General features: G+C 70.2%; 18 protein-coding genes and 1 tRNA gene. 14 read left to right on the top strand and 5 right to left on the bottom strand.

Annotated elements, in window-relative coordinates:
• Window positions 1-82: 82 nt before the first annotated feature.
• The 3 genes from KUF83_RS31065 (at window position 83) to KUF83_RS31055 (ending at window position 831) form a co-directional block, all read left to right on the top strand.
• The gene (locus KUF83_RS31065) at window positions 83-256 is read left to right on the top strand and encodes a hypothetical protein (protein ID WP_217458329.1); all 174 of its coding nucleotides are present in this window, start codon (window positions 83-85) and stop codon (window positions 254-256) included.
• A 3-nt stretch (window positions 257-259) separates the two neighbouring features.
• Window positions 260-493: a hypothetical protein gene (locus tag KUF83_RS31060; protein WP_010986886.1), complete on the top strand. Its 234-nt coding sequence runs from the start codon at window positions 260-262 to the stop codon at window positions 491-493.
• Window positions 494-758: 265 nt separating this feature from the next.
• Window positions 759-831 (top strand) — tRNA-Ala (locus tag KUF83_RS31055).
• A gap of 109 nt (window positions 832-940) precedes the next feature.
• Here the strand turns inward: KUF83_RS31055 and KUF83_RS31050 are convergent.
• Both KUF83_RS31050 and KUF83_RS31045 read right to left on the bottom strand, forming a co-directional pair.
• Window positions 941-2,563 (bottom strand): NADH-quinone oxidoreductase subunit NuoF family protein, encoded by a 1,623-nt coding sequence (locus KUF83_RS31050; RefSeq protein WP_217458328.1) that lies wholly within the window; start codon window positions 2,561-2,563, stop codon window positions 941-943.
• On the bottom strand, window positions 2,563-3,876 hold the full coding sequence (locus KUF83_RS31045) for a cytochrome b/b6 domain-containing protein (RefSeq protein WP_217458327.1): 1,314 nt from the start codon (window positions 3,874-3,876) through the stop codon (window positions 2,563-2,565). The genes KUF83_RS31050 and KUF83_RS31045 overlap by 1 nt, the downstream gene beginning before the upstream one ends.
• 418 nt (window positions 3,877-4,294) lie before the next feature.
• Between KUF83_RS31045 and leuS the strand changes: the two genes are divergently transcribed.
• The 9 genes from leuS (at window position 4,295) to holA (ending at window position 16,894) form a co-directional block, all read left to right on the top strand.
• Window positions 4,295-7,171: a leucine--tRNA ligase gene (gene leuS, locus KUF83_RS31040; protein WP_217458326.1), complete on the top strand. Its 2,877-nt coding sequence runs from the start codon at window positions 4,295-4,297 to the stop codon at window positions 7,169-7,171.
• A 148-nt stretch (window positions 7,172-7,319) separates the two neighbouring features.
• Window positions 7,320-8,111, top strand: coding sequence for a hypothetical protein (locus tag KUF83_RS31035; protein ID WP_217458325.1), 792 nt, complete (start codon window positions 7,320-7,322; stop codon window positions 8,109-8,111).
• A gap of 72 nt (window positions 8,112-8,183) precedes the next feature.
• Complete coding sequence (locus KUF83_RS31030) at window positions 8,184-9,029, top strand: DegV family protein (RefSeq protein WP_217458324.1); 846 nt, start codon at window positions 8,184-8,186, stop codon at window positions 9,027-9,029.
• 313 nt (window positions 9,030-9,342) lie between these two features.
• Window positions 9,343-10,599 carry a ComEA family DNA-binding protein gene (locus KUF83_RS31025; RefSeq protein WP_217458323.1) on the top strand — a complete coding sequence of 419 codons (1,257 nt, stop codon included), beginning with the start codon at window positions 9,343-9,345 and terminating at the stop codon, window positions 10,597-10,599.
• A gap of 281 nt (window positions 10,600-10,880) precedes the next feature.
• Window positions 10,881-13,559, top strand: coding sequence for a ComEC/Rec2 family competence protein (locus tag KUF83_RS31020; protein WP_217458322.1), 2,679 nt, complete (start codon window positions 10,881-10,883; stop codon window positions 13,557-13,559).
• A gap of 4 nt (window positions 13,560-13,563) precedes the next feature.
• Window positions 13,564-14,391 (top strand): arylamine N-acetyltransferase, encoded by an 828-nt coding sequence (locus KUF83_RS31015; protein WP_217458321.1) that lies wholly within the window; start codon window positions 13,564-13,566, stop codon window positions 14,389-14,391.
• Window positions 14,392-14,563: 172 nt separating this feature from the next.
• The gene (locus KUF83_RS31010) at window positions 14,564-15,445 is read left to right on the top strand and encodes a YceI family protein (RefSeq protein ID WP_217458320.1); all 882 of its coding nucleotides are present in this window, start codon (window positions 14,564-14,566) and stop codon (window positions 15,443-15,445) included.
• Between the two features lie 62 nt (window positions 15,446-15,507).
• A complete protein-coding gene (locus tag KUF83_RS31005) occupies window positions 15,508-15,753 on the top strand; it encodes a hypothetical protein (protein WP_217458319.1) in 246 nt (81 codons plus the stop codon).
• Window positions 15,754-15,907: 154 nt separating this feature from the next.
• Entirely contained in the window at window positions 15,908-16,894 is a 987-nt protein-coding gene (holA, locus tag KUF83_RS31000) for a DNA polymerase III subunit delta (RefSeq protein ID WP_217458318.1), read from the top strand.
• Window positions 16,895-17,190: 296 nt separating this feature from the next.
• Here holA and rpsT read toward each other — a convergent pair whose 3' ends face one another.
• Entirely contained in the window at window positions 17,191-17,457 is a 267-nt protein-coding gene (gene rpsT, locus KUF83_RS30995; RefSeq protein WP_217458317.1) for a 30S ribosomal protein S20, read from the bottom strand.
• A gap of 231 nt (window positions 17,458-17,688) precedes the next feature.
• Between rpsT and lepA the strand changes: the two genes are divergently transcribed.
• A complete protein-coding gene (gene lepA / locus KUF83_RS30990; RefSeq protein ID WP_217458316.1) occupies window positions 17,689-19,557 on the top strand; it encodes a translation elongation factor 4 in 1,869 nt (622 codons plus the stop codon).
• Between the two features lie 252 nt (window positions 19,558-19,809).
• Window positions 19,810-21,696, top strand: a complete 1,887-nt coding sequence (locus KUF83_RS30985) for a long-chain fatty acid--CoA ligase (RefSeq protein WP_217458315.1) — start codon at window positions 19,810-19,812, stop codon at window positions 21,694-21,696.
• 45 nt (window positions 21,697-21,741) lie between these two features.
• On the opposite strand, the gene KUF83_RS30980 is transcribed toward KUF83_RS30985, so the two are convergent.
• Both KUF83_RS30980 and KUF83_RS30975 read right to left on the bottom strand, forming a co-directional pair.
• Window positions 21,742-22,326, bottom strand: coding sequence for a two-component system response regulator (locus KUF83_RS30980; protein ID WP_217458314.1), 585 nt, complete (start codon window positions 22,324-22,326; stop codon window positions 21,742-21,744).
• The coding region (locus KUF83_RS30975; RefSeq protein WP_217458313.1) for an ATP-binding protein at window positions 22,316-25,221 on the bottom strand (2,906 nt) is incomplete at its 5' end. The genes KUF83_RS30975 and KUF83_RS30980, both read right to left, overlap by 11 nt.

Genomic DNA, 25,221 nt, shown 5'->3' with positions numbered 1-25,221 from the left:
AAGGCGTCGCTGACCGTATTGCTCCGGCCGTGGCAGAATCAAACGGCCGGAAGGGAGCGCGGCCCGACGGGAGGGAGTTGCGATGCCTGCGAGCATCCTCGGGGAGGTCGACGACCTTTCCGGATCCGATGCGACACGGGACCGGATCACCCGCCTCGGCTGCCCTTCCTGCGGTTCGGCCCACGTCGCCCAAGTACTCGGCGACAACGGAGGAGTTTCCTACGTGTGCACGGCCTGCGGCCACAGCTGGAGCTGATCGATGGGTGCGCACAGGCGAAAATGCGACTGGTGCGGCAGTGGTACGCCGATCGTCCGCGACATGGAACCGGTCAACCACGACTACCAGTACTGGTGCGAGGAATGCGCGCGGGCGCTGATCATAAAAGGCGACCCGATCGAGACGTACCGGGAGCTGGAGGGGGAGCCGATCTACGGCCGGCTCCTCGACGAGCACTGCACGCTCAAACGCTTCTACTCGTTCGCCACGGCCTGAGTCCGGCCGGGCCCCGCCCGCGACGGACGAACGGCCGGGGTGCCGCCGCGACGCGGCCTCCGGCGACGGTCCGGAACGCCGAAGCGGCTCCTCCGTGGAGGGCGGACGACGTCAACTCGGCGCCAGCCGCCCCGAACACCCCGTTTAGGTCTGCTTGAGTCGACTTGAGGTGATTGTTCGTGGGGGCCGGAAACGATTTGGTGGTGCACCGCAGGGACCGGTAATGTTGGCGTCGCCGCCGGGGGAATCCGGTGGAACACCGCAAGGGGCTATAGCTCAGTTGGTAGAGCACCTGCATGGCATGCAGGGGGTCAGGAGTTCAAATCTCCTTAGCTCCACAGCACATGAGAGCGGGCCATCCGATCAGGATGGCCCGCTCTTCGTTTTGGCGTGTGCCGGGTGCCGGGTGTGCGCCTCGGCGGCCCGGGCTTCCGGGCCGCCCGTGGATCAGCGTCCGCGACCCAGCGCGCGACGGCCGCCCCCGCCGCCCTCGCGTACAGCCGGCAGGTTCTGCCGGGGGGCCGCTCCGCGGGTGTCCTCCTCCAGGCGCAGGGCCAGCGCCGGGCAGCGGCGTACGGCGCGCAGCGCCTTCGCCTCCGCGTACCGGGGCACCTGGGCCTGGGCGACCGTCGGAAAGCCGTCGGCGCCCAGCTGGAAGACCTCCGGAAGGATGTCCGCGCACAGGCCGTGCCCGCGGCACAGCGTCCAGTCGACGTAGATCTTCTGACGGCTGGGGCCCTGCTCCTGCTCGGAAGCGCCGCCCGGGATGCCGGTGGGCTGCTGGCCGCCCTCGAAGAGCGGCAGAACGCCCTCCACGGGCCTTCCGCAGCCGTTGCCGAGCACATGCGCGGCCAGGTCGTCCGTGAAGGCCTTGATGGTCGACTCCAGGAACATCGCGGAGCCGTCCGGGTGGGAGCACGCACCGCGGCGCTTCACGGCGTTGGCGACCTGCTTGAGCGCCTCCAGGGCGGCCGGACCGCCGCCGTTGAGGATGTCCTCCATGCCGCGCGCCGCGGCCGGCAGCCCGAGGTAGCAGGGGCCGCACTGGCCGGCGCTCTCCTCGGCCAGCCACTGGGCCACCCGCAGCGACTCGCCCAGGGGGCAGGTGTTCATGCTGATCGGCAGGATCGCGCCCGCACCGAGCGCACCGCCCACCGCGTCCAGGGAGTTGCGCGAGACGATCGCCTCGTTGACCGTCGCCGAGTCCAGCCACTTGCCGTGGTACCCGCCGGTCAGCACACCCTGCGGGACCGGCGGGGCGCCGGCCAACTGCAGGATGTAGCGCAGCGGTACACCGGTCGGGGCCTCGATCACCATCGGGCGGGCGACCGCTCCGGAGACGGTGAGCATGACGGTGCCGGGCTCGTCGTACAGGCCGGTGTTGCCGTAGCGCTCGGCGCCGATGCGGGCGGCGATCGCCAGCTGGGCGAACGTCTCGGCGTTCGACAGCAGGGTCGGCGCGCCGCCGACCCCGTTCTGCGAGGCGCTGGTCTTGCGGCCCGGCGGGATCGCCGGTCCGCCGTCGATGGAGCGGACCAGCGAGGCCGCCGCTCCGGTCACCATGCGCACCGGATTGCGCTGCACGCGCGCGCGGATGGTCGCTCCGCGCCGGTTGGTCAGTCCGCGCTCGGAGAGCGCAGCCTCCATCGACCGCTGCGTGGATTCGCGGGTCACGCCGATGACCAGGGTGCGGGCACCCAGGGCCTCCGCGACCAGCAGGGCGCCGTCCAGGATCAGGTGCGGGGCACGGTTGATCATCACCGTGTCCTTGCGGCAGGCGGGCTCGTCCTCGCTGCCGTTGACGACGACCACGGGACGTACACCACGGCGGATCGCCGCCTCGGCGACCGACCTCAGCTTCTTGTGGAACGGGAAGCCCGCGCCGCCGCGGCCCTTCAGGTTGATCCGTTCGGAGAGCTGCGCGAGCTGCTCACCGCCCATGGGCTCGAGCGGCCCGTGCACCTTCAGGTGCATGGGCAGGTCGAGTCTCTCGACGAGGTCGAAACCGGAGGTGAGCTGGGGAAGGCCCACCACTCGGACTTCGGGGACGTCGGGAAGGGCCTCGTTCACTAATAGCCTCCGGAAGGCGCGTTCCAGGGTTCGCCGTTGCTCGGTGCTTCGAAGGAACCGGGCAGCGTTTCAGTGGCGGGACCGCTGTTGTACGTGTCGTTCGGGTTGTACGTACCGAGGGGGTCGTTCGTCTCACCGGTGTCGTACACATCACTTCCGCCGTACGCGGGGACGGCGCCGGTGTCGTACGCGGCGTTCGCGTCGTACGTGGGGATGGTGCCGGTGTCGTACGTCGGTGTTCCGGCGGCGCGCGGCGGGGCCTCGTAGAGCGGCGGGGACGGGGTCGGCCAGCGGGCTCCGGTGTTGCCGTCGGTACGCGGCATCGCCTCGGTGGCCTGCATGTCCAGCGGCACCTGCATGCGCTGGGTCGGGTCGGCCATCAGCGGGTCCTGCGCGCGCGGCGTGCTCGACACGGCACGGTAGGCGGCCGCGAAACCGCCGGTGTCGGTCAGCGACCCGGTGTCCGTGAAGGACCCGGTGTCCTGGAGGGCGGAGCGCTGCGAGGGCTCGTACAGGGACCCGGAGCGCTGCTGGGGCGCCGGGTCGGGGAAGCCGGGCCGGCCGCCGGGCAGCGGGGCCTCACGGCGCCCCTGGGGCTCGTCACGGAAGGACCTGACGTTGCCGTTGCCGTTGTCGAGTATCGACAGGACGCGCCTGGCGACCTTCCGCTTGAACGGCAGGGGAGCCGACCGCAGGAGCAGCGCGGCCATGACGGCGACCAGGGCGAGGCTGTACAGGATCACGAAGATCGGCTGCGCCTCGCGGCCCGCGAAGAGACCGTGGATCAGGGCCGAGCACCAGGCGGGGTAGGCCAGCATGTGCAGCGCGCGCCAGCGGCCGGCGACCTGCACGGGGGACGCGAACGCGCTGCGCAGCGCGCCGGTGAGGGCCGTGAGCACCATCAGGAGCCCGGCCAGGGTGCCGAACCCGATGAGCCCGTTGGAGCCGGTGACGCCGAGGCCGAAGGGGATGACGGCCGCGATCGCCGACGTGTGGTCGAGCGCGAGCTTGACCGAGACGTGCAGGATCAGGAAGCCGACCGAGCTCACCGCTGTCGTCCTGTGCACGGCCTGCGCGATCAGGCGCTGGCGCGTGTTGAGGAAGACCCGGTCGGTCGCGACGAGTCCCCAGAGCACCGAGAGGGTGAGGGAGACGAGCGACAGAACACCCGCACCGAAGTTGAGGAACTCGCGGAATCCGTCACCTCCGACCACGACGACAAGGGGTATGAGCAGCAAAACGGCAGCAGTCACTCCGCCCCGGACCGAGCGGCTCGGCTGGGAGAGCGTGCTGTTGTTGCGGCGAGAGTTCATGGGGGCAACTCCGAACAGTTCGGGAAAGCGGTCCCGCTGCCGCACTCTAGGTCGAGTCCATACCGAGGAGTACGAGGTTTGAGTTATTGCGTTGTTATCTAAGGGCAGTGGTGGAGTTGTGATGTCCCTTAGGGGCCCTTACGCGAAGTAACCTTTGACCTCTGCTCGGCTTTTGCCGACCTGGTGCGGGAGAGGCACTCAGTGCCGGAGCGTAGCCGAAAGCTCGTCGCGGCCGTCTCGGCCGCTGCGGTACCCTGACGTCATGCGTGCCGTACGCCTTCTGCTTAGTGAGCCGCGCTGATCAATCCCGGTCGTCGGACAACCACGACCGGACATCGGCGCGGCGCCCCCTCCTGTGCGAGGGGTTTTTTCATTTCCTGAGCCGCTGGCAGAGACGATCGATGGAGCTTTGAGGATCATGAGCGAGACGAACACCGCTGCCGCCTCCGAGGTGGCCGCGCCGCACCGCTACACGGCCGCCATGGCCGAGCAGATCGAGGCACGCTGGCAGGACTTCTGGGACGCCGAGGACACCTACGCGGCACCCAACCCGAAGGGTGACCTGGCCGGGGACCCCGCGCTGGTCGCCAGGCCCAAGAAGTTCATCATGGACATGTTCCCGTACCCCTCCGGTGCGGGCCTGCACGTCGGCCACCCGCTGGGCTACATCGCCACCGACGTGTACGCCCGGTACCAGCGCATGACCGGCCACAACGTCCTGCACACCCTGGGCTTCGACGCCTTCGGCCTGCCCGCCGAGCAGTACGCCGTGCAGACCGGCACGCACCCGCGGGTGTCCACCGAGGCCAACATCGAGAACATGAAGGTCCAGCTGCGCCGCCTGGGCCTGGGCCACGACAAGCGCCGGTCGGTCGAGACCATCGACCCGGACTACTACAAGTGGACCCAGTGGATCTTCCTGCAGATCTTCAACTCCTGGTACGACGAGGAGGCCGGCAGGGCCCGCCCGATCGCCGAACTGGTCGCCCGGTTCGAGACCGGTGAACGCGCGGTACCGGGCGGACGTACCTGGAGTGGGCTGACCGACGCCGAGCGCGCGGACATCCTGGGCGAGTACCGCCTGGCCTACGCCTCGGACGCGCCCGTCAACTGGTGCCCCGGGCTGGGCACCGTCCTGGCCAACGAGGAGGTCACCGCCGACGGCCGCTCCGAGCGCGGCAACTTCCCCGTCTTCAAGGCCAAGCTGCGTCAGTGGAACATGCGCATCACCGCGTACGCCGACCGCCTGCTGGACGACCTGGACGCGCTGGACTGGCCGGAAGCCATCAAGCTGCAGCAGCGCAACTGGATCGGCCGCTCCGAAGGCGCCCGCGTCGACTTCCCGATCGACGGCGAGGCCATCACGGTCTTCACCACCCGCCCGGACACCCTGTTCGGCGCGACCTACATGGTGCTGGCCCCCGAGCACCCGCTGGTCGAGAAGTTCACCCCGGCCGCCTGGCCCGAGGGCACCCACGACGTCTGGACGGGCGGCCACGCCACCCCGTCCGAGGCCGTCGCCGCCTACCGCGCGCAGGCCGCCTCCAAGTCGGACGTCGAGCGGCAGGCCGAGGCCAAGGACAAGACCGGCGTCTTCATCGGCGCGTACGCGACCAACCCGGTCAACGGCGAACAGGTCCCCGTCTTCGTCGCCGACTACGTCCTGATGGGGTACGGCACCGGCGCGATCATGGCCGTCCCGGCGGGCGACCAGCGCGACTTCGAGTTCGCGCGGGCCTTCGAGCTGCCGATCCAGTGCATCGTCGAACCGACCGACGGCCGCGGCACCGACACCTCCACCTGGGAGGACGCCTTCGGCTCGTACGACGCGAAGATCATCAACTCCTCCAACGACGACATCTCGCTGGACGGCCTGGGGGTCGTCGAGGCCAAGGCGCGCGTCACCGAGTGGCTGGAGCGCAAGGGCGTCGGCCGCGGGACCGTCAACTTCCGGCTGCGCGACTGGCTGTTCAGCCGCCAGCGCTACTGGGGCGAGCCCTTCCCGATCGTCTACGACGAGGACGGCATCGCCCACCCGCTGCCCGAGTCGATGCTGCCCCTGGAGCTGCCGGAGGTAGAGGACTACTCGCCGCGCACCTTCGACCCGGACGACGCGAACACCTCGCCCGAGACCCCGCTGTCCCGCAACGAGGACTGGGTCGACGTCACGCTGGACCTGGGCGACGGCCGCGGCCCGCGCAAGTACCGCCGTGAGACCAACACGATGCCCAACTGGGCCGGTTCCTGCTGGTACGAGCTGCGCTACCTGGACCCGCACAACTCCGAGAAGCTGGTCGACCCGGAGGTCGAGCAGTACTGGATGGGCCCGCGCGAGGGCCAGCCGCACGGCGGCGTCGACCTGTACGTCGGCGGCGCCGAACACGCCGTGCTGCACCTGCTGTACGCGCGTTTCTGGTCGAAGGTGCTGTTCGACCTGGGCCACGTCTCCTCGGCGGAGCCGTTCCACAAGCTGTTCAACCAGGGCATGATCCAGGCCTACGTGTACCGCGACAGCCGTGGCATCGCCGTACCGGCCGCCGAGGTGGAGGAGCGCGACGGCGCCTACTACTTCGAGGGCGAGAAGGTCTCCCGGCTGCTGGGCAAGATGGGCAAGTCCCTGAAGAACGCGGTCACTCCGGACGAGATCTGCGTCGAGTACGGGGCGGACACACTGCGCCTGTACGAGATGGCGATGGGCCCCCTGGACGTGTCGCGGCCGTGGGACACGCGCGCGGTGGTGGGCCAGTTCAGGCTGCTGCAGCGGCTGTGGCGCAACGTCGTCGACGAGGCGACCGGCCAGGTCACAGTCGTCGACACCGAGCCGGACGAGGAAGCGCTGCGCGCCCTGCACAAGGCGATCGACGGCGTGCGCCAGGACCTGGAGGGCCTGCGCTTCAACACCGCCATCGCCAAGGTCACCGAACTGAACAACCACCTGACCAAGACCGGCGGCCCCGTCTCGCGGACGGTGGCCGAGTCGCTGGTGCTGCTGGTCGCGCCGCTGGCCCCGCACATCGCCGAGGAGCTGTGGCGCAAGCTGGGCCACACGGACTCGGTCGTCCACCGGGACTTCCCGGTCGCCGACCCGGCGTACGTCGTGGACGAGACCGTGACGTGCGTCGTGCAGATCAAGGGCAAGGTCAAGGCACGTCTGGAGGTCTCCCCGGCGATCTCGGACGAGGAGCTGGAGAAGGTGGCCCTGGCCGACGACAAGGTGGTCGCCGCCCTGGGCGGAGCGGGCATCCGCAAGGTGATCGTGCGGGCGCCGAAGCTGGTGAACATCGTTCCGGCCTAGGCGACACCCGGGCCGGCCGGTGCGGCCGGCCCGGCTCGGGGTAGTCCCCTACGGGCAGGTTGGGGGTTCCGCTGGAACCCTCGGCCTGCCTTTTCCGTTTACCGTGAAAGAGTCGGCAGGCACTGGACGCAGCACCGAGAGGACCGACATGGAAGCCGTGGCAGCCGTCGTGGCGCTGATCTTCGCGCTGTTTCTGGTGCTGGGCGTGTACGCCACGGTGAAAGTGGTGGGCGCCGCCAAGCGCGGCGTGGACCGCACCGTCGCACAGGCCCGCCGCTCGGTGGAGGACACCACACTCAGGGCGAAGACCTTCACCCAGCTGGGACCCCAGGGCGAGCTCGCCCAACTGCGCCTCTCCTTGCGCACGTCGATGAGGGCCACACAGGACGCGCTGCAGGCGGGCGTGACCGAGGACGAGTCGCTGAAGGAGTCCCTGGCCCTCTTCGACCGCCTCAGCGCGCACGGCCACGAACTGGACGGCGAGCTGAAGCGACTGGAGCGCGAACCGGACAGGGCGCGCCTCACCGAGCGGCTGCCCGCCCTGCGGGAGCGCACCGAGCAGATCACGAAGTCGGCCGACGCACTGCGCTGGGCGGCACGCGACCGTGCCCAGCGGTTCGGGGGCGACGACCTGGACTCGCTGAGCACACAGATCGACATGGAGGCCGGCGCGCTGCGGCACTGGACCACGGAGCCGTCGTCCACGTCGACGACGGAGTCCTCGTCCGAGCCCTCTCCCGTGCGGTCCGCGGAGGCGGCCGCGACTCCTTCCCCGCCGCCGTGGCCGGAGGCGCCGAGCGCCGCCGCCGACCAGCAGACCTGGCCGGAGCGCCCCGAGTCGCGCAGGGCCGAGGAGCCCACCCGGCCCGCGATCGATGCGCCTGTGCAGCGGCCCGCCTACCCTTGGGAGAAGAAGCCCCGCCCGGAGAGCACGACTTGATCCCGTCGGCCCGGCCGCGGGCGGGAGGGGCCGGGCTGCCGCCCACGTCCCCCGGCAGGTAACCTCCAGCTCATGTCCCGCCATGTCGCGATCGTCACCGATTCAACGGCCTACCTGCCGCCCCGGACGATGGAGCGTCACGGCATCACCGCGGTACCCCTGACCGTGGTCCTCGGCGACCAGGCGCTCGAAGAGGGCACCGAGATCTCGGCCCGTTCCCTGGCCCAGGCCCTGCAGAAGCGGCGGTCCGTGACGACCTCGCGGCCCAGTCCGGAGGTCTTCGCCGAGACCTACCGCCGCGTCGCCGAGACCGGCGCCACGGGCATCGTCTCCCTGCATCTGTCCGCCGAGTTCTCGGGCACGTACGACGCGGCGGTCCTGGCGGCGCGCGAGGCCCCGGTGCCCGTGCGGGTGGTGGACACCGGAATGGTCGCGATGGCCCTCGGCTTCTGCGCGCTGGCGGCCGCCGAGTCCGCGGAGGCGGGCGGCACGGTCGACGACGCGGTCACGGCGGCGGAGAAACGGGCCGCGGGCACGTACGCCTACTTCTACGTCGACACGCTCGACTATCTGCGCAGGGGCGGCCGGATCGGGGCGGCGCAGGCGCTGCTCGGCTCCGCGCTGGCCGTCAAGCCGCTGCTGCAACTGGACGGCGGGCGTATCGAGCTGCTGGAGAAGGTGCGGACGGCCACCAGGGCGATCGCCCGCCTGGAGGAGATCGTGGCCGACCGGGCCGGGAGCGCCCAGGTGGACATCGCCGTCCATCACCTCGCCGCGCCCGAACGCGCCTCGGCGCTCGCGGAGCGGTTGCGGGTACGGGTGCCGGGGCTGGCCGATCTTCACGTGAGCGAGGTCGGGGCAGTGATCGGGGCGCATACCGGGCCCGGGCTGCTGGGGGCTGTTGTCTCGCCTCGGTGAGGTGAGGCGAGTCGTGGTGAGGCCAGTCGTGGTGAGGCGGAGCGCGGCTGAGCAGGGCATGGTTTCGGCAGGCAGGCAGGCAGGCAGGCAGGCAGGCAGGCAGGCAGGCAGGCAGGCAGGCAGGCAGGCAGGCAGGCAGGCAGGCGGTGCATGGTCGGCGCCATGTGAATGAGGGCCCGCAACTCGTGTGCACGGCCGGCTCCAGTGCATGATCTGACCCGTGTGAGTGACGGAGTTGTCCACAACTGGGCGGTAATCCCCGGGAATTAAGCAAGATCATCGGGGATGGGGCTTCGTGCCTGATTCTCGTCGCATGGCACTTCGATCACCTTCACGGATCACGGCAGCTACCAGTGGACCGGGCCGCGGCCCGGTGTCCGACGGTCGTACGCGACACCGCCGTCGGCCCGGCCGCGGCGGGTCCCGGCGCCGACAGGCCTCGGCGGAGGCGCTGCGCATGCGCGCGGAGACGCTCTTCGCCGAACGGACGAGAGTGCGCGGCGAGTTGCGGCACGGGCCACCGGCGCCCGCGCGGGACGAGTCGGACGGGCCGGACGAGCCGGACGAGCCGGTGGTGCGGGGCGAGCCGCAGGTGCCGCGCGTGCGGCATGTGCCGCACGTGCCGCAGTGGGCTCGGGCGGGTGGCGCTGACCCCGGGGGCGGATTCGGGGACGAAGGGGATGCCCCCGCTGGTGCTGGTGCTGGTGCTGGTGCTGGTGCCGATGTCGATGTCGATGCCGGTGTCAGGGCTCCGGTCGGGGCTGGTGTGGTCACGGATGCTGAGGCCGTCACAGGCTCGGGCGGACGGGATGACGAGGATCCGGCCGGGGCCGCCTGGCGGGAGCGGGCCGGGCTTGCCGTCCGCGAGCGGATGCCGCTGTGGCTGCAGTCCAGGTGCGGGCTTGAGCGGAGGAGCGTGGCCGCGCTCACTGTGGTGCTGGTCGTCGCGGCCGTCTTCGCCGCACAGCACTTCTGGTCGGGGCGGACCCAGCCCGTGCGGGCACCGGAGGTCGTACGGGCCGCGGTTCCGTACGGGGAGGAGGGCGAGGACAGCCACAGGAAGGTGCCCGGAGCCTCGGCCGCCGCACAGGGCCCAGCACCCGCGGGCGCGACCGGCACCGCGATCGTGGTGGACGTCGGCGGCAAGGTGCGCGAGCCCGGGATCCATCGGCTGCCGGCCGGTTCCCGTGTCGAGGACGCCCTGAAGGCCGCGGGCGGAGTGCGTCCCGGTACCGACACCGAGGGCCTCAACCGCGCGCGGTTCCTCGTGGACGGCGAGCAGGTGGTGGTCGGAGCTCCGGCGACGGTGGCGGGGCCCGGCGCGGCGGGAACCGCGGGTGGCACGGGTGGCACGGCCGCCGCCGGGGGAGTTGCGTCGGCTCCGGTCGCTCTCAACACGGCCACCCTGGAGCAGCTGGACACACTGCCCGGCGTAGGCCCCGTACTCGCGCAGCACATCGTCGACTACCGCACCCAGCACGGCGGCTTCCGTTCGGTGGACGAGCTCCGTGAGGTGAACGGGATCGGCGACCGCCGATTCGCCGATCTACGGAATCTCGTGCGGCCATGAGGGGCCCCATGACGCGTGACGTGACAGGGGCGGGGCGGGGCTCTTCGGGATCAGGGCCGGGACCGCGACCGGGACTGGGACTGGGACTGGGATCAGGGCCAGGGCCGGGATCGGGATCGGGATCAAGGTTAGGGCCGGGACCGGGATCGGGATCAAGGCCGGGATCAGGGCCAGAACCGAGGTCGAGGCGGCGGTCGGCTCCTGCCGGGCCTGGAAGACGGCAGACTGCCGCGGCCCCGGTGGCGCGCGGCCGAACCGTGTCCCCGGACTCTCGGTCGGCCGTGCACTCCGGCTCCGGCAGTCCGCTCGGTGCCGCGCACCCTCGGCAGGAAGGGCCGACGGACCTGCGGTTGGTGCCCCCGGCGCTGGCGGCGTGGGCGACGGCGGCGGTGACGCTGGACGCACCCCCCGGGTGGGTCGCGGGCGTGGTGGCTGTCTGCGTGGCCGTGGCCGGCTGGCTGCTGGCCACAGGACGCGGCGGGGGCCGCGGTCAGGGCGACGGCACGCGGCTGCCCCGACCGGACGGATTGGGAGCCGGGGACGAGGGCCGGGACGGGGACGGTGACGCTGGTGGCAGTGGCAGTGGCAGTGGCAGTGGAGGTGGAGGTGGAGGTGGAGGTGGGAATGGGAATGGGAGGGGGAGTGGGCGTCGGCCCGCCGGTTCGTGGCGGGTTCAGGGGCGGAGGTGGGGGTGCCGGTCTGCCTGGCCGAAGGTCTCCGGAGCGGCCGTGCTGCTCTGTGTCGCGGCTGCGGCTGCCTCCGGAGGGCTGCACGGTGCCGATCTTCACCGTGGCCCGGTTCCGGAGTTGGCGCGACAGTACGCCCAGGTGACGGCAGAGGTGGAGGTCACCTCGGACCCAAGGCTCACCCGGCCCCGGATCAGGGGGAACCACGCCGCACCGACCGCGATCCTGCTCAACGCCGAGGTCCGGCGTGTCGAGAAGCCGGACCGGACGGTGGCGCGGACCCGGACGCCGGTGCTGCTGATCGTGGACGCGGGTCAGCGGGTGGCCCGTGAGCGGGAGGGCTCGCCCTGGCTCTCCCTCCTGCCGTCCACCCGGCTTCGCGTGACGGCACGGGTCGTGCCCGCGCTCGGAGGCGGAGACCGGATCGCGGCGGTGCTGCGCGTGCGCGGCAGAGGGGCACCGAAGGTGGTCGGGCAACCGTCCGGCACGCAGCGGTTCGCCGGAGAGCTCCGGGGCGAACTGCGCGCGGCGACCGACGGGTTGGAGCCGGACGCGCGGGCGCTGCTGCCGGGCCTGGTGGTCGGGGACACCTCTCGGGTCACCCCGGAGCTGGACGAGGCGTTCAAGGCGACAGATCTCACTCATCTCCTGGCGGTCAGCGGGGCCAACTTCACGATCGTGCTCGCCCTGCTCATCGGGCCGCCGGGCCGAGCCCAGCGGGTCGAGCGCCGAGGGCTGGCACCCCGGCTCGGACTGCCGCTGCGGGCAACCGCGCTGTGCGGGGGCGCGCTCACGCTCGGCTTCGTGATCGTGTGCCGACCGGACCCGAGTGTGCTGCGCGCCGCGGCCTGCGGAGCGATCGCGCTGCTGGCCATCGCCACCGGGCGCCGCAGATCACTGATCCCGGCGCTGGCCACAGCTGTTCTCGTGCTGGTGCTGTACGACCCCTGGCTGGCCCGGAGCTACGGCTTCCTGCTCTCGGTGCTCGCCACGGGTGCTCTGCTCACACTGGCCCCGCGGTGGAGTGCCGCACTGCAAAGGCGTGGGGTGCCGGGGAGGTTGGCCGAGGCGTTGGCGGCCGCGGGTGCCGCGCAGGCGGTGTGCGCACCGGTCGTCGCCGTCCTCTCCGCGCGGGTCAGCCTGGTGGCGGTGCCGTGCAATCTGCTCGTGGAGTTCGCGGTCGCGCCGGCCACGGTGCTGGGATTCGCGGCCCTGGCCACGGCTCCTTGGGCGATGCCGGTCGCGAAGGCGATGGCATGGTGCGCGAGTTGGCCCGCAGGGTGGATCGCGGACATTGCCCGCGCCGGGGCGGCCCTGCCGGGCGGAGGCATGGACTGGCCGGGGAGCTGGACCGGCGCGTTGCTGCTCGCCTGCGCGATCACCGTCGCCGTGCTCGTCGGCCGGAGGCTGCTGCGGCACCCTTGGCTGTGCGGGGTCTGCGGAGTGCTGTTACTGCTCGTGCTGGTGCAGCCGCCGCCTCTCACCCGGGTGATCACGGGGTGGCCGCCGACCGGTTGGCGGTTCGCGATGTGTGACGTCGGTCAGGGCGATGCGACGGTGCTCGCGGCGGGCGACGGCAGCGCTGTGGTGGTCGACGCGGGACCGGACCCGATGCTGGTCGACCGGTGCCTGAGGGCGCTCGGCATCACCCGTGTCCCACTCGTCGTGCTGACCCACTTCCACGCGGACCATGTGACGGGGCTGCCGGGAGTGCTGCGCGGCCGCTCGGTGGGGGCGATCGAGACGACCGGGTTCGAAGAGCCACTGGACCAGGCCGAGTTCGTCCACCGGCAGGCGGCGGCCCGACGCATCCCGGTGACACGGGCGGTGGCGGGGGAGCGGCGTCGTACGGGAGGTCTCGACTGGCAGGTTCTGTGGCCGCCACCGAGTCCGGTTCCGGGACCGGAGGGCCCGAACGACGCGAGCGTCACTCTGCTCGTCCGTTCGGGCGGGCTGACGATGCTCATGCTCGGGGATCTCGAACCGCCCGCCCAGCAGGCGTTGTTGAGATCGCCGGCCGGCGCCGGACTGGAAGCCGTGGACGTGCTCAAGGTCGCCCACCACGGGTCGGCCTACCAGGACCCCGACCTCATACGCAGGGCGGCGCCACGCCTCGCGTTGATCTCCTGCGGCGCCGACAACCCGTACGGGCACCCGGCCCCGAGCACGGTGGCCGCGCTGGAGGCCGGAGGCGCTCAGGTGCTGCGGACGGACGTGGACGGAGCGGTCGCGGTGGGAGGTGGAGACGATCACCTGCTGGTGACGCGAGACTGAGGGTATGAAACCCGCAAAGGTCGATGCCTACCTCCGCCGTATCGGCGTCACCCACCCCGCCTGGCCCACCGCCGACGTACTGCGCGAGCTCCAGTTGCGGCACCTGCTGACCGTTCCCTTCGAGAACCTGTCGATCCACCTCGGTGAGGAGATCGTGCTGGAGGAGAAGCGGCTGCTCGACAAGGTGGTGGGCGCCCGCAGGGGCGGCTTCTGCTACGAACTGAACGGCGCGTTCGGCGCGTTGCTCAAGGCGCTGGGTTTCGACGTGACGCTGCTCGCGGGGCGGGTCTACGGGGAGAAGGAGCGGCTCGGGATTCCGTACGACCATCTGGCGCTGCGGGTCCGGACGGTGGACGGGGGCGACTGGCTGGCCGACGTCGGGTTCGGAGCGCACAGCCACTATCCGCTGGCCTTCGGGGAGCGGGGCGAGCAGACGGACCCGGCCGGCACGTTCCGGGTGATCGTGGCCGGGGCGGATCCGGCCGGGGTCCGGGGGACCGCCGGGAAGTTCGGGGATCTGGAAGTGGTGCGGGACGGGAAGTCGCAGTACCGGCTGGAGACGCGTCCGCGGGTGCTCGGGGACTTCGCGGCCGGGGCCTGGTGGCACAGCACCTCGCCGGAGTCGCACTTCACCCGGTCGCTGGTCTGCTCCCGGGTCACCGAGGACGGCGGGCGGACCACGCTCAGCGGGCGCACCCTCACGGTCACGGGACCCGGCGGTGGCAAGGAGAAGACGGAACTGAGCACGGACGAGGAGGTGCTGGAGGCGTACCGGGAGCGGTTCGGGGTGGTGCTGGATCGCGTCCCTGTGGTCCGGAACGGAGGTGCCTGAGGGAAGAACACAAGCGGAGCGGCCAATTCGGGCCACCAGGGCGTAGTACCAGCACATGTGCTGGTTTCCTGCGATGTAGTCGTGTGTTGCCTCGAAAGTCGCATCAGTGGTCGAATACCTCCTCAACAACGGCTGATTTCACAGCGTGTGTTGACGCGAGGGCGGGTCGCAGATGGTCGGCAGCTGGCTGGGGAACCGTACGAACCGGGCGCAGACGGCGGGCAACCTCGCCACGGTGCCGATGCCGGCAGGTGCCGGGGTGCTCGGCTGCCGGGTGCTGGATCCCGTCAACCAGCCGGTGCCGGAGGCGGAGTTCGCGGTCACGGACACCGCAGGTCGCCAAGTGGTCGCCGGAGGACTGGATCCGTTCGGGTCCTTCCTGGTGACGCTCCCCGCCGGGGAGTACCGTCTGGCGGTCTCGGCCGAGGGATACGCCCCGTACCGGGCGAACGCCACGGTGGCGGAGAACGCGGTGGCCGCGCTCGGTGAGGTGACCCTGCATCCCGCCCGGCCGCCCGCGCTGCCGGGTTTCGGGGACTGGGAGATCGAGCCGACCCATTCCTCGATCGGCTTCACCGCACGGCACATCGGGCTGGCGCGGGTGCGGGGGAGGTTCAACACCTTCGCGGGGATCGTGCGGATGGCCGAGAACGTGGAGCGGTCGGCCATGCACGTGGTGATCGACGCGGCGTCGATCGACACCAACGTGAAGATGCGGGACGACCATCTGAAGTCCGCGGACTTCCTGGACGTGGACCGGTTTCCGACGCTGGAGTTCTACAGCGACCGGTTCACGCACCGGGGTGGCAGCCGGTGGGCGATCACCGGGGGACTGTCCCTGCACGGCGTGACCCGGACGGTCACGCTTGACGCGGAGTATCTCGGCGTGGGCAACGGTATGGAGGGCGAGATACGGGCGGCCTGCCGGGCCACCACGGAGTTGCGCCGCGACGACTTCACGGTGAGCTGGCAGACGATGCTCGCGCGGGGTATCGCCGTGGTCGGACCGAGCATCAGGGTCGACCTGGACGTACAGATCGTCCCCAAGGGCTGACCGGGGTCCGCTGCCTGCGGGCCCCGGTGCGGGGCGCTGCGCCGGTACCGGAAAATGGCCGTGTGAGCGATGTGAGACATGTACTGGTGCTGCCCGACCGCGGTGCCGCCGAGGAAGCGGCGCAGGAGCTGGGGGAGCGGTTCCGGCTCGACGAGGAGCCGCAGCTCGTACGGGACGCCCTGGCCGGTGAGGACGACGCCGAGGACGCGCAGTGGCTGCTCGTGCTGCGGGACGAGGACGGGCGGCTCGACGCCCGGGAGCTGGACGAGTTCGCGCAGGAGTGGGAGGGCTGGCGCGAGGAGCCGTGACCGTCGTGCCGGTGCCGGTGCCGGTGCCGGTGCCGGTGCCAGCGACGGCGACGGTGACGGCGACTGCGTCTGCGTCTGTGACGGCGACGCAGAGTCGTAGTCGTAGTCGCCGTCGTGGGCCGGTTGTCAGAGGTGCGTGGGATGCTTGGGCGCGATGGCCAGGAACTCTGCACACGACAATCCGCTCGCCCCTGTCACGCTCGCGGTGGGACAGGAGGACCTCCTGCTCGACCGCGCCGTGCAGGAGGTGGTGGCGGCCGCGCGTGCCGCCGACGCGGACACCGACGTACGGGACCTCACGTCGGACCAGTTGCAGCCGGGCACGCTCGCGGAGCTGACGAGTCCGTCGCTCTTCGCCGAGCGCAAGGTCGTCGTGGTGCGCAACGCGCAGGATCTGTCGGCCGACACGATCAAGGACGTGAAGGCGTATCTGAGCGCTCCGGCCGAGGAGATCACGCTCGTGCTGCTGCATGCGGGGGCCGCCAAGGGCAAGGGCCTGCTCGATGCCGCGCGCAAGGTGGGAGCACGGGAGGTCGCCTGCCCCAAGATGACGAAACCGGCGGACCGGCTGGCCTTCGTGCGCAGTGAGTTCCGTGCGCTGGGGCGGGCGGCGACACCGGAGGCGTGCCAGGCGCTCGTCGACTCGATCGGGAGCGACCTGCGGGAGCTGGCGTCCGCGGTGACCCAGCTGGTCGCGGACGTCGAGGGGACGATCGACGAGGCTGTCGTCGGGCGGTACTACACGGGCCGCGCGGAGGCCTCCAGCTTCACGGTGGCGGACCGGGCGGTCGAGGGGCGGGCGGCGGAGGCGCTGGAGGCCCTGCGGTGGTCCCTGTCGACCGGGGTCGCCCCCGTCCTGATCACGAGTGCGCTGGCACAGGGCGTGCGGGCCATCGGGAAGCTGTCATCGGCTCGCGGCGGGCGTCCGGCCGACCTGGCCCGGGAGCTCGGTATGCCGCCCTGGAAGATCGACCGGGTGCGGCAGCAGATGCGGGGGTGGACTCCCGACGCGGTCGCTGTCGCGCTGCGGGCGGTCGCGGAGGCCGACGCGGGTGTGAAGGGCGGCGGCGACGATCCCGAGTACGCGCTGGAGAAGGCCGTCGTCACGATCGCTCGCGCGGCCCGCTCGCGCCGCGGGTAGCAGCCACCGGTCGGCGATGTGCGCCACCGTTCGCCGGATGCCGGATGCCGGATGCCGGATGCCGGATATCAGATGCCGGATATCAGATATTGGAGGCCGAAAGCCCCGGTCACCCGCCCCCGAAGGGGTGGTGGGCCGGGGCTCGGTTCAAGCTGGGGACTCGTACCCGCGTGGCGAACGCAGGTCGCGTACGAGTCGGGTCGCCGGTCGGGAGCGGATGAGAGAGGGCCCGCTCAGGTCCTTCCGGCATTCGAATCAAGTGAGTGCGGAGCCGGGGCCCGGCACTCGGCAGAGGTTCAGCCCTTGAGGGTGGCGACCTTGGAAGCAAGCGCCGACTTCTTGTTGGCGGCCTGGTTCTTGTGGATGACGCCCTTGGAGACGGCCTTGTCCAGCTTCCGCGACGCCTCGCGCGCGGCAACCGTGGCCTTCTCGACGTCACCCGCGGCAGCGGCCTCGCGGGCCTTGCGGATCGCGGTCTTCAGCGAAGACTTGACGGCCTTGTTGCGCAGCCGAGCCTTCTCGTTGGTCTTGATCCGCTTGATCTGGGACTTGATGTTCGCCACGAATGAGCCTTCTCAGGTTCAGGCACACGAGACTGAACGTCTCACGCACCGGTGATTTCTCTTCTAATTTCCTGCGTGTCCCGTGCAGAGAGGGCATGAGACACAGCTGCCCAGATTAGCAGTCGCCCTCCGGACGGCCCAAACCGGTCGCATGCCCCCGCCCGTGGGACCATGGAGCCTACGTATCGATCCGACCCGAGGCGACAGGCGCCTCAAGAGACAGGACCCTGCGTGCCCGCGACCCCTAACAATGTGCCCGAGCCCAGCCGCACCGCCCCGGCTCTGATCCGCAACTTCTGCATCATCGCGCACATCGACCACGGCAAGTCCACCCTTGCCGACCGGATGCTCCAGCTGACCGGCGTGGTCGATCAGCGGCAGATGCGCGCTCAGTACCTCGACCGGATGGACATCGAGCGCGAGCGCGGCATCACGATCAAGTCCCAGGCGGTGCGACTGCCCTGGGCGCCCACCGACGACCCGGGCAACACCCACGTCCTCAACATGATCGACACCCCCGGGCACGTCGACTTCACGTATGAGGTGTCGCGGTCCCTCGCGGCCTGTGAGGGCACGGTCCTGCTCGTCGACGCAGCTCAGGGCATCGAGGCCCAGACCCTCGCCAATCTCTACCTGGCGATGGAGAACGAGCTCACCATCGTCCCGGTGCTGAACAAGATCGACCTGCCGGCCGCCCAGCCGGAGAAGTTCTCCGAGGAGCTGGCCAATCTCATCGGCTGCCAGCCCGAGGACGTGCTGAAGGTCTCGGCGAAGACCGGCATCGGCGTGGACGCGCTCCTGGACCGGGTCGTCCGTGACGTCCCGGCCCCGGTCGGCGTCAAGGACGCCCCCGCCCGCGCGATGATCTTCGACTCGGTCTACGACTCGTACCGGGGCGTGGTCACCTACGTCCGTGTCATCGACGGCCAGCTCAACAAGCGCGAGCGCATCAAGATGATGTCGACGGGCGCCACCCACGAGCTGCTGGAGATCGGCGTCTCGTCCCCCGAGATGACGCCTTCCGACGGCATCGGCGTCGGCGAGGTGGGCTACATCATCACCGGCGTGAAGGACGTCCGTCAGTCCAAGGTCGGTGACACCATCACCAGCAAGGACAAGGGCGCCACCGAGGCACTCGGCGGGTACAAGGACCCCAAGCCGATGGTCTTCTCCGGCCTCTATCCGCTGGACGGCTCGGAGTACCCCGACCTCCGCGAGGCGCTGGACAAGCTCCAGCTCAACGACGCCGCCCTGGTCTACGAGCCGGAGACCTCCGCGGCCCTCGGCTTCGGCTTCCGTGTCGGCTTCCTCGGCCTGCTGCACCTCGACGTCATCCGTGAGCGCCTGGAGCGCGAGTTCAACCTCGAACTCATCGCCACCGCGCCGAACGTGGTCTACCGCGTGATCATGGAGGACGGGAAGGAGCACACGGTCACCAACCCGAGCGAGTTCCCCGAGGGCAAGATCGACAAGGTCTTCGAGCCGGTCGTCAGGGCCACGATCCTTGCTCCGAGCGAGTTCATCGGCTCGATCATGGAGCTCTGCCAGACCCGCCGCGGCACCCTCCTGGGCATGGACTACCTCTCGGAGGACCGTGTGGAGATCCGCTACACGCTCCCCCTCGCCGAGATCGTCTTCGACTTCTTCGACAACCTGAAGTCCAAGACCCGCGGGTACGCCTCCCTGGACTACGAGCCCACCGGCGAGCAGGACGCCTCGCTGGTGAAGGTCGACATCCTGCTCCACGGCGACCGCGTCGACGCCTTCTCCGCCGTCACGCACAAGGACGCGGCCTACGCGTACGGGGTGAGGCTCGTCGCCAAGCTGCGCGAGCTGATCCCGCGCCAGGCCTTCGAGATCCCCATCCAGGCGGCCATCGGCTCCCGGGTCATCGCCCGCGAGACCATCCGTGCCATCCGCAAGGACGTCCTCGCCAAGTGCTACGGCGGTGACATCTCCCGTAAGCGGAAGCTGCTGGAGAAGCAGAAGGAGGGCAAGAAGCGGATGAAGATGGTGGGCTCTGTGGAAGTTCCGCAAGAGGCCTTCATCGCCGTGCTGTCCAGCGACGACAGCGGCGGCGCCGCCAAGGGAAAGAAGTAGCCACCGGCAACCATCGGGCGAGGCCCGAAACCACGGGCCCGTCGTGCTTTCGCGCGGCGGGCCCACCGCGTCCACGGACCGCCTCGTTCCGCCCACGCTCTGTAGGAAGTGACAGGCCGCCGCCTCTTACGCACCGGGCGACCGGGCTTTACTCTGATCACCACTCGCTGGTTACTCACGAGTTAAACAACGACCGCACTGAGCCAACCGCACTGAGACGGCCACACACTGTCGCGGGCCCCGGAGGATGTTGTGAGCGACACACAGACCCTGATCGACAACCGTCCGCCGTCCGTGGCGGCCCTCTTCCTGGAGCGCGTCGCGGCCACGCCGGACGCGGAGGCGTACCGCTACCCGGTGCCCGCCGCCTCGGGCGAGGGGCCGGACGACTGGAAGTCGCTGAGCTGGGCGCAGGCGGCCGACCGGGTGTACGCGATCGCGGCCGGCCTGATCGAGCTGGGCGTGCGGCCGGAGCAGCGCGTCGCGCTCGCGTCCTCCACCCGCGTCGAGTGGATCCTCGCCGACCTCGGCATCATGTGCGCCGGTGCCGCGACGACGACCGTGTACCCGCAGACCAAGGCGGACGAGTCGGCCTTCATCCTCTCCGACTCCGAGAGCAGGGTGCTGATCGCGGAGGACGCGGAGCAGCTCGCCAAGGCCCGTGAGAGGCGTGCCGAGCTCCCCGAGCTCACCCACGTCGTGGTCATCGACTCCACGGGTGTCGAGTCCGGCGACGACGAGGGTGACTGGGTGCTCAGCCTCGCCGAGCTGGAGCAGCGGGGTGCCGCGTACCTGGAGAAGAACCCCGACCTGGTCAAGGAGAAGGTCGGGGCGATCACCAGGGACCAGCTCGCGACCCTCATCTACACCTCCGGCACCACGGGCCGCCCCAAGGGCGTCCGGCTGCCGCACGACAACTGGTCGTACATGGCGAAGGCCATCGCCGCGACCGGCCTGGTCGGCAAGGAGGACGTCCAGTACCTCTGGCTGCCGCTCGCCCACGTCTTCGGCAAGGTCCTCACGTCCGGCCAGATCGAGGTCGGGCACGTCACCGCCGTCGACGGCCGCGTGGACAAGATCATCGAGAACCTGCCGGTCGTGCAGCCGACGTACATGGCCGCGGTGCCGCGCATCTTCGAGAAGGTCTACAACGGGGTCGCGGCCAAGGCGCGCGCCGCCGGCGGCGCCAAGTACAAGATCTTCCAGTGGGCGGCCGGGGTCTCCCGCGAGTACGCGAAGACCACGCAGGACAACTTCCGCCGTACCGGTGTCGCCTCGGCGCCCTTCGGTCTCTCCGCCAAACACAAGGTCGCGGACACGCTGGTCTTCTCCAAGATCCGCGAGGCCTTCGGCGGCAACCTCCGCGCCTGCGTCTCCGGCAGTGCCGCGCTCGCGCCGGACATCGGCTACTTCTTCGCGGGCGCCGGCATCCACATCCTGGAGGGCTACGGACTCACGGAGTCGTCCGCGGCCTCCTTCGTGAACCCCGGTGAGGCGTACCGCACGGGCACGGTCGGCAAGCCGCTGCCCGGCACCGAGGTGCGCATCGCGGACGACGGCGAGATCCTGCTGCGCGGCCCCGGCATCATGGAGGGCTACCACGGTCTGCCCGAGAAGACCGCGGAGGTCCTGGAGTCCGACGGCTGGTTCCACACCGGCGACATCGGTGAGCTGTCCCCGGACGGCTACCTGCGCATCACCGACCGCAAGAAGGACCTGATCAAGACGTCGGGCGGCAAGTACATCTCGCCCGCCGAGGTCGAGGGCCAGTTCAAGGCCGTCTGCCCGTACGTCTCCAACATCCTCGTGCACGGCGCCGACCGGAACTTCTGCACCGCGCTCATCGCCCTCGACGAGCCGTCCCTCCTCGGCTGGGCCGCGGACAACGGCCTGTCGGGCAAGTCGTACGCCGAGGTCGTCGCCGCTCCCGCGACGGTCGAGCTGATCGACGGTTACGTCAGGACGCTCAACGAGGGTCTCCAGCGCTGGCAGACCATCAAGAAGTTCAAGCTGCTCCCGCGTGACCTCGACATCGAGCACGGCGAGCTCACCCCGAGCCTCAAGCTGAAGCGCCCGGTCGTGGAGCGGGAGTACAAGCACCTGATCGACGAGATGTACGCGGGTTCGCGCGAGGCGTAGCCGTGTCCGCGGGGCGCTCCCGCGGCGGCGTGGACGGGGGCGGGGTCACAGACCTCGCCCCTTTCGCATGTCGCGCAGCAGGTCCTCCATGTGGCGTATGTGGTGGCGCAGTTCGAGGGTGCCGTCGAGGCCGTCGGCCGATATGTGGGTCTCCATCGCGCGCAGACGGCCGGCGAGTTCGTCGAACTGCGCCTGCTCGTGGGCGAGCATCCGCTCCAACTGCCGGTTCTTGCGGTGCAGATCGAGGAAGACGGTCACCTTGGCGCGCAGCACCCAGGGGTCGAACGGCTTGGTGAGATAGTCGGCGGCTCCGGTGGCGTACCCGCGGAACGCGTACCCGGCGTCGGAGTCCGTGCCGGTCAGGAAGATGATCGGTACGTCCTTGGTCTGGTCGAGCCGCTTGATGTTCGCGGCGGTCTCGAAACCGTCCATGCCCGGCATCCGGATGTCGAGCAGGACGACCGCGAACCGCTGCCGCAGCAGGGCCTTCATCGCCTCCTCACCGGAACGGGCGCGCACGAGCGGCTCGTTGAGGGACCCCAGGACGGCCTCCAGCGCGATCAGGTTGTCCTCCATGTCGTCCACGAGGAGGATGCTGGCGCGCTCGTCGGTCGATGCCTCAGTGCTCATGGTGATCGCTTGCCTGCCTCATTCGTTCGTCGGCGGGGGCGGGCTCCTCCGAGGGGCCGGCCCCCGCGATGACGGATCCGGCGGAGTCCTCCCGCTCCGTGCCGTCCGCGCGCTCGGGGTCCAGGAGCGCGCAGACGACGGTCAGCAGCTGGTCGACGTCCACCGGCTTGGGTACGTAGTCGTTCGCACCGCGCGCGATGGACTTCTCACGGTCGCCCGGCATCGCCTTGGCGGTGAGGGCGACGATGGGAAGTCCGGTCCAGCGCGGGGTGCGGCGGATGGCGGAGATGGTCTCGTAACCATCCATCTCCGGCATCATGATGTCCATCAGGACGAGCTCGACGTCCGGGTTGCGCTCCAGGGTCTCGATGCCCTCGCGGCCGTTCTCCGCGTACAGGACGGGCATCCCGACCCGGCCCAGCACGTGGGTCAGCGCGAAGACGTTGCGGATGTCGTCGTCCACGATCAGCACCCGCCGCCCGGGCAGGACCTGGCCCGCACGACCCGACTTCCACGCCTCCAGTTTGGTCGGCGCGGGCCAGCTGTCGTCCTGGTCGAGGACGGTGAAGGGCTCGGTGGACAACTGCCCGGGCACGGGCAGGGACCGGTCCTCGGCGCCCGGTGCGGTCGGCGAGTGCCCGGGGCTGACGACCGGCACGTACAACGTGAAGGTGGAACCCTGGCCCGGCACGCTCTCGGCGATGATCCGGCCGCCCAGCAGGCCCGCGATCTCCCGGCTGATGGACAGGCCGAGACCCGTGCCGCCGTACTTGCGGTTCGTCGTGCCGTCGGCCTGCTGGAACGCCTCGAAGATCACCGGGAGCTTCTCCGGGGCGATGCCGATGCCGGTGTCGGAGACCGCGAAGGCGATCACGTCGTCGCCGAGCTCGGGTGTGAACCGGGGCCCGGGATCCCTGACCCGGCTGACGCGCAGCTCCACCCGGCCCGACGCGGTGAACTTGATCGCGTTGGAGAGCAGGTTGCGCAGGATCTGCTGGAGCCGCTGCTCGTCCGAGTACATCTCGCGCGGTACGTCCTCGCCGACCGTCACCTCGAGGGCCAGCCCCCGGTCGATGGTGAGCGGCCGGAACGTGGCGTGCACGTAGTCGAGCAGTTTGATCAGCGGCAGCTTCTTGGGGCGTACGTCCATCCGGCCGGCCTCGATCTTCGACAGGTCGAGGATGTCGTTGATGAGCTGGAGGAGGTCCGACCCCGACCGGTGGATCGTCGTCGCGAACTGCACCTCCTGGTCGGACAGATGGCCGTCCGGGTTGTCGGAGAGCAGCCGGGCGAGGATCAGGAGCGAGTTGAGCGGGGTGCGCAGCTCGTGCGACATGTTCGCCAGGAACTCGGACTTGTACTGCGACGAGGTCGCCAGCAGCGCTGCCTTCTCCTCCAGTTCGGCGTTCGAGCGCTGCAACTCGGCCTGCTGCGACTGGAGTTCGTCGGAGCGGTCCTGGAGCTGGATGGCCAGCCGCTGGGACTCGCCGAGCAGGGACTCCGTACGGGAGTTGGCGATGATGGTGTTGATCGCGACGCCGATGGTGTTCACGAACTGGTCGAAGAACGCCAGGTGGACGTCGGAGAAGCGGGAGAACGAGGCGAGCTCGATCACCCCGAGCAGCTTGTCCTCGAAGAGGATCGGGATGATGACGACGCTCGCGGGAGCCGCCTCGCCCAGACCGCTGTTGATCTTGATGTAGTCCGGCGGGGCCTCCTCCACCAGGATCCGCTTCTTCTCGCGCGCGGCCTGCCGTACGAGCCCGTGCACCGGCATGCTGACCGTGTCGACCGTCGCGCTCTGCGCCGAACCGTACCCGGCGATGAAGGCAAGTCCCTTGATGGGAAGGGCTGTCTGGAGAGTGGCCTTGTCCATTTCCGGGTCGGCGAGGAAGAAGGCGCCGTACTGCGCGTTCACCAGCGGTGTCAGCTCGCGCAGGATCAGGTCCGCGACCTCCATCAGGTCCCGGTGGCCCTGCATGAGGGCGGCGAGGCGGGCGAGGTTCGACTCCAGCCAGTCCTTGGCGCGGGTGGTCTCGCGGAGGTTGGCCACCATCAGGTTGATGTTGTCCTTCAGCTCGTCGACCTCGCCCTGGGTCTCCACCGTGATGGAGCGGGACATGTCGCCCTGGGCCACCGCGGACGCCACCTCGGCGATCGCGCGGACCTGGGTGGTGAGGTTGGACGCCAGCTCGTTGACGTTCGTCGTCAGGCGCTTCCAGGTGCCGTACACGCCCTCGACCTGTGCCTGGCCGCCCAGTTGGCCCTCGGAGCCCACCTCGCGGGCCACCCGGGTCACCTCGGACGAGAAGGACGACAGGGTGTCCACCATGGTGTTGATGGTGGTCTTCAGCTCCAGGATCTCGCCGCGCGCGTCCACGTCGATCTTCTTCGACAGGTCGCCCTGGGCCACCGCGGTGGCGACCTGCGCGATGTTGCGGACCTGCGAAGTCAGGTTGTCCGCCATGTAGTTGACGTTGTCGGTGAGATCCCGCCACACCCCGGAGACACCCAGCACCTGGGCCCGGCCGCCGAGGCGGCCGTCCGTGCCGACCTCGCGGGCCACCCGCGTCACCTCGTCGGCGAAGGCGCGCAGCTGCTCCACCATCGTGTTGACGGTGTCCTTCAGCTCCAGGATCTCGCCGCGCGCGTCGACGGTGATCTTCTTGGAGAGGTTGCCGTTGGCGACGGCCGTCGTCACCTGGGCGATGTTGCGGACCTGCGAGGTCAGGTTCAGGGCCATGAAGTTGACGTTGTCGGTGAGGTCCTTCCAGACGCCGGAGACGCCGCGGACCTGGGCCTGACCGCCGAGGTTTCCCTCGGTGCCGACCTCGCGGGCCACGCGGGTGACCTCGTCGGCGAAGGCGGAGAGCTGGTCGACCATGGTGTTGATCG

The organism is Streptomyces sp. BV286 (assembly GCF_019090165.1).
Lineage (GTDB): Bacteria > Actinomycetota > Actinomycetes > Streptomycetales > Streptomycetaceae > Streptomyces.
This window is presented reverse-complemented; position numbering and strand designations above follow the sequence as displayed.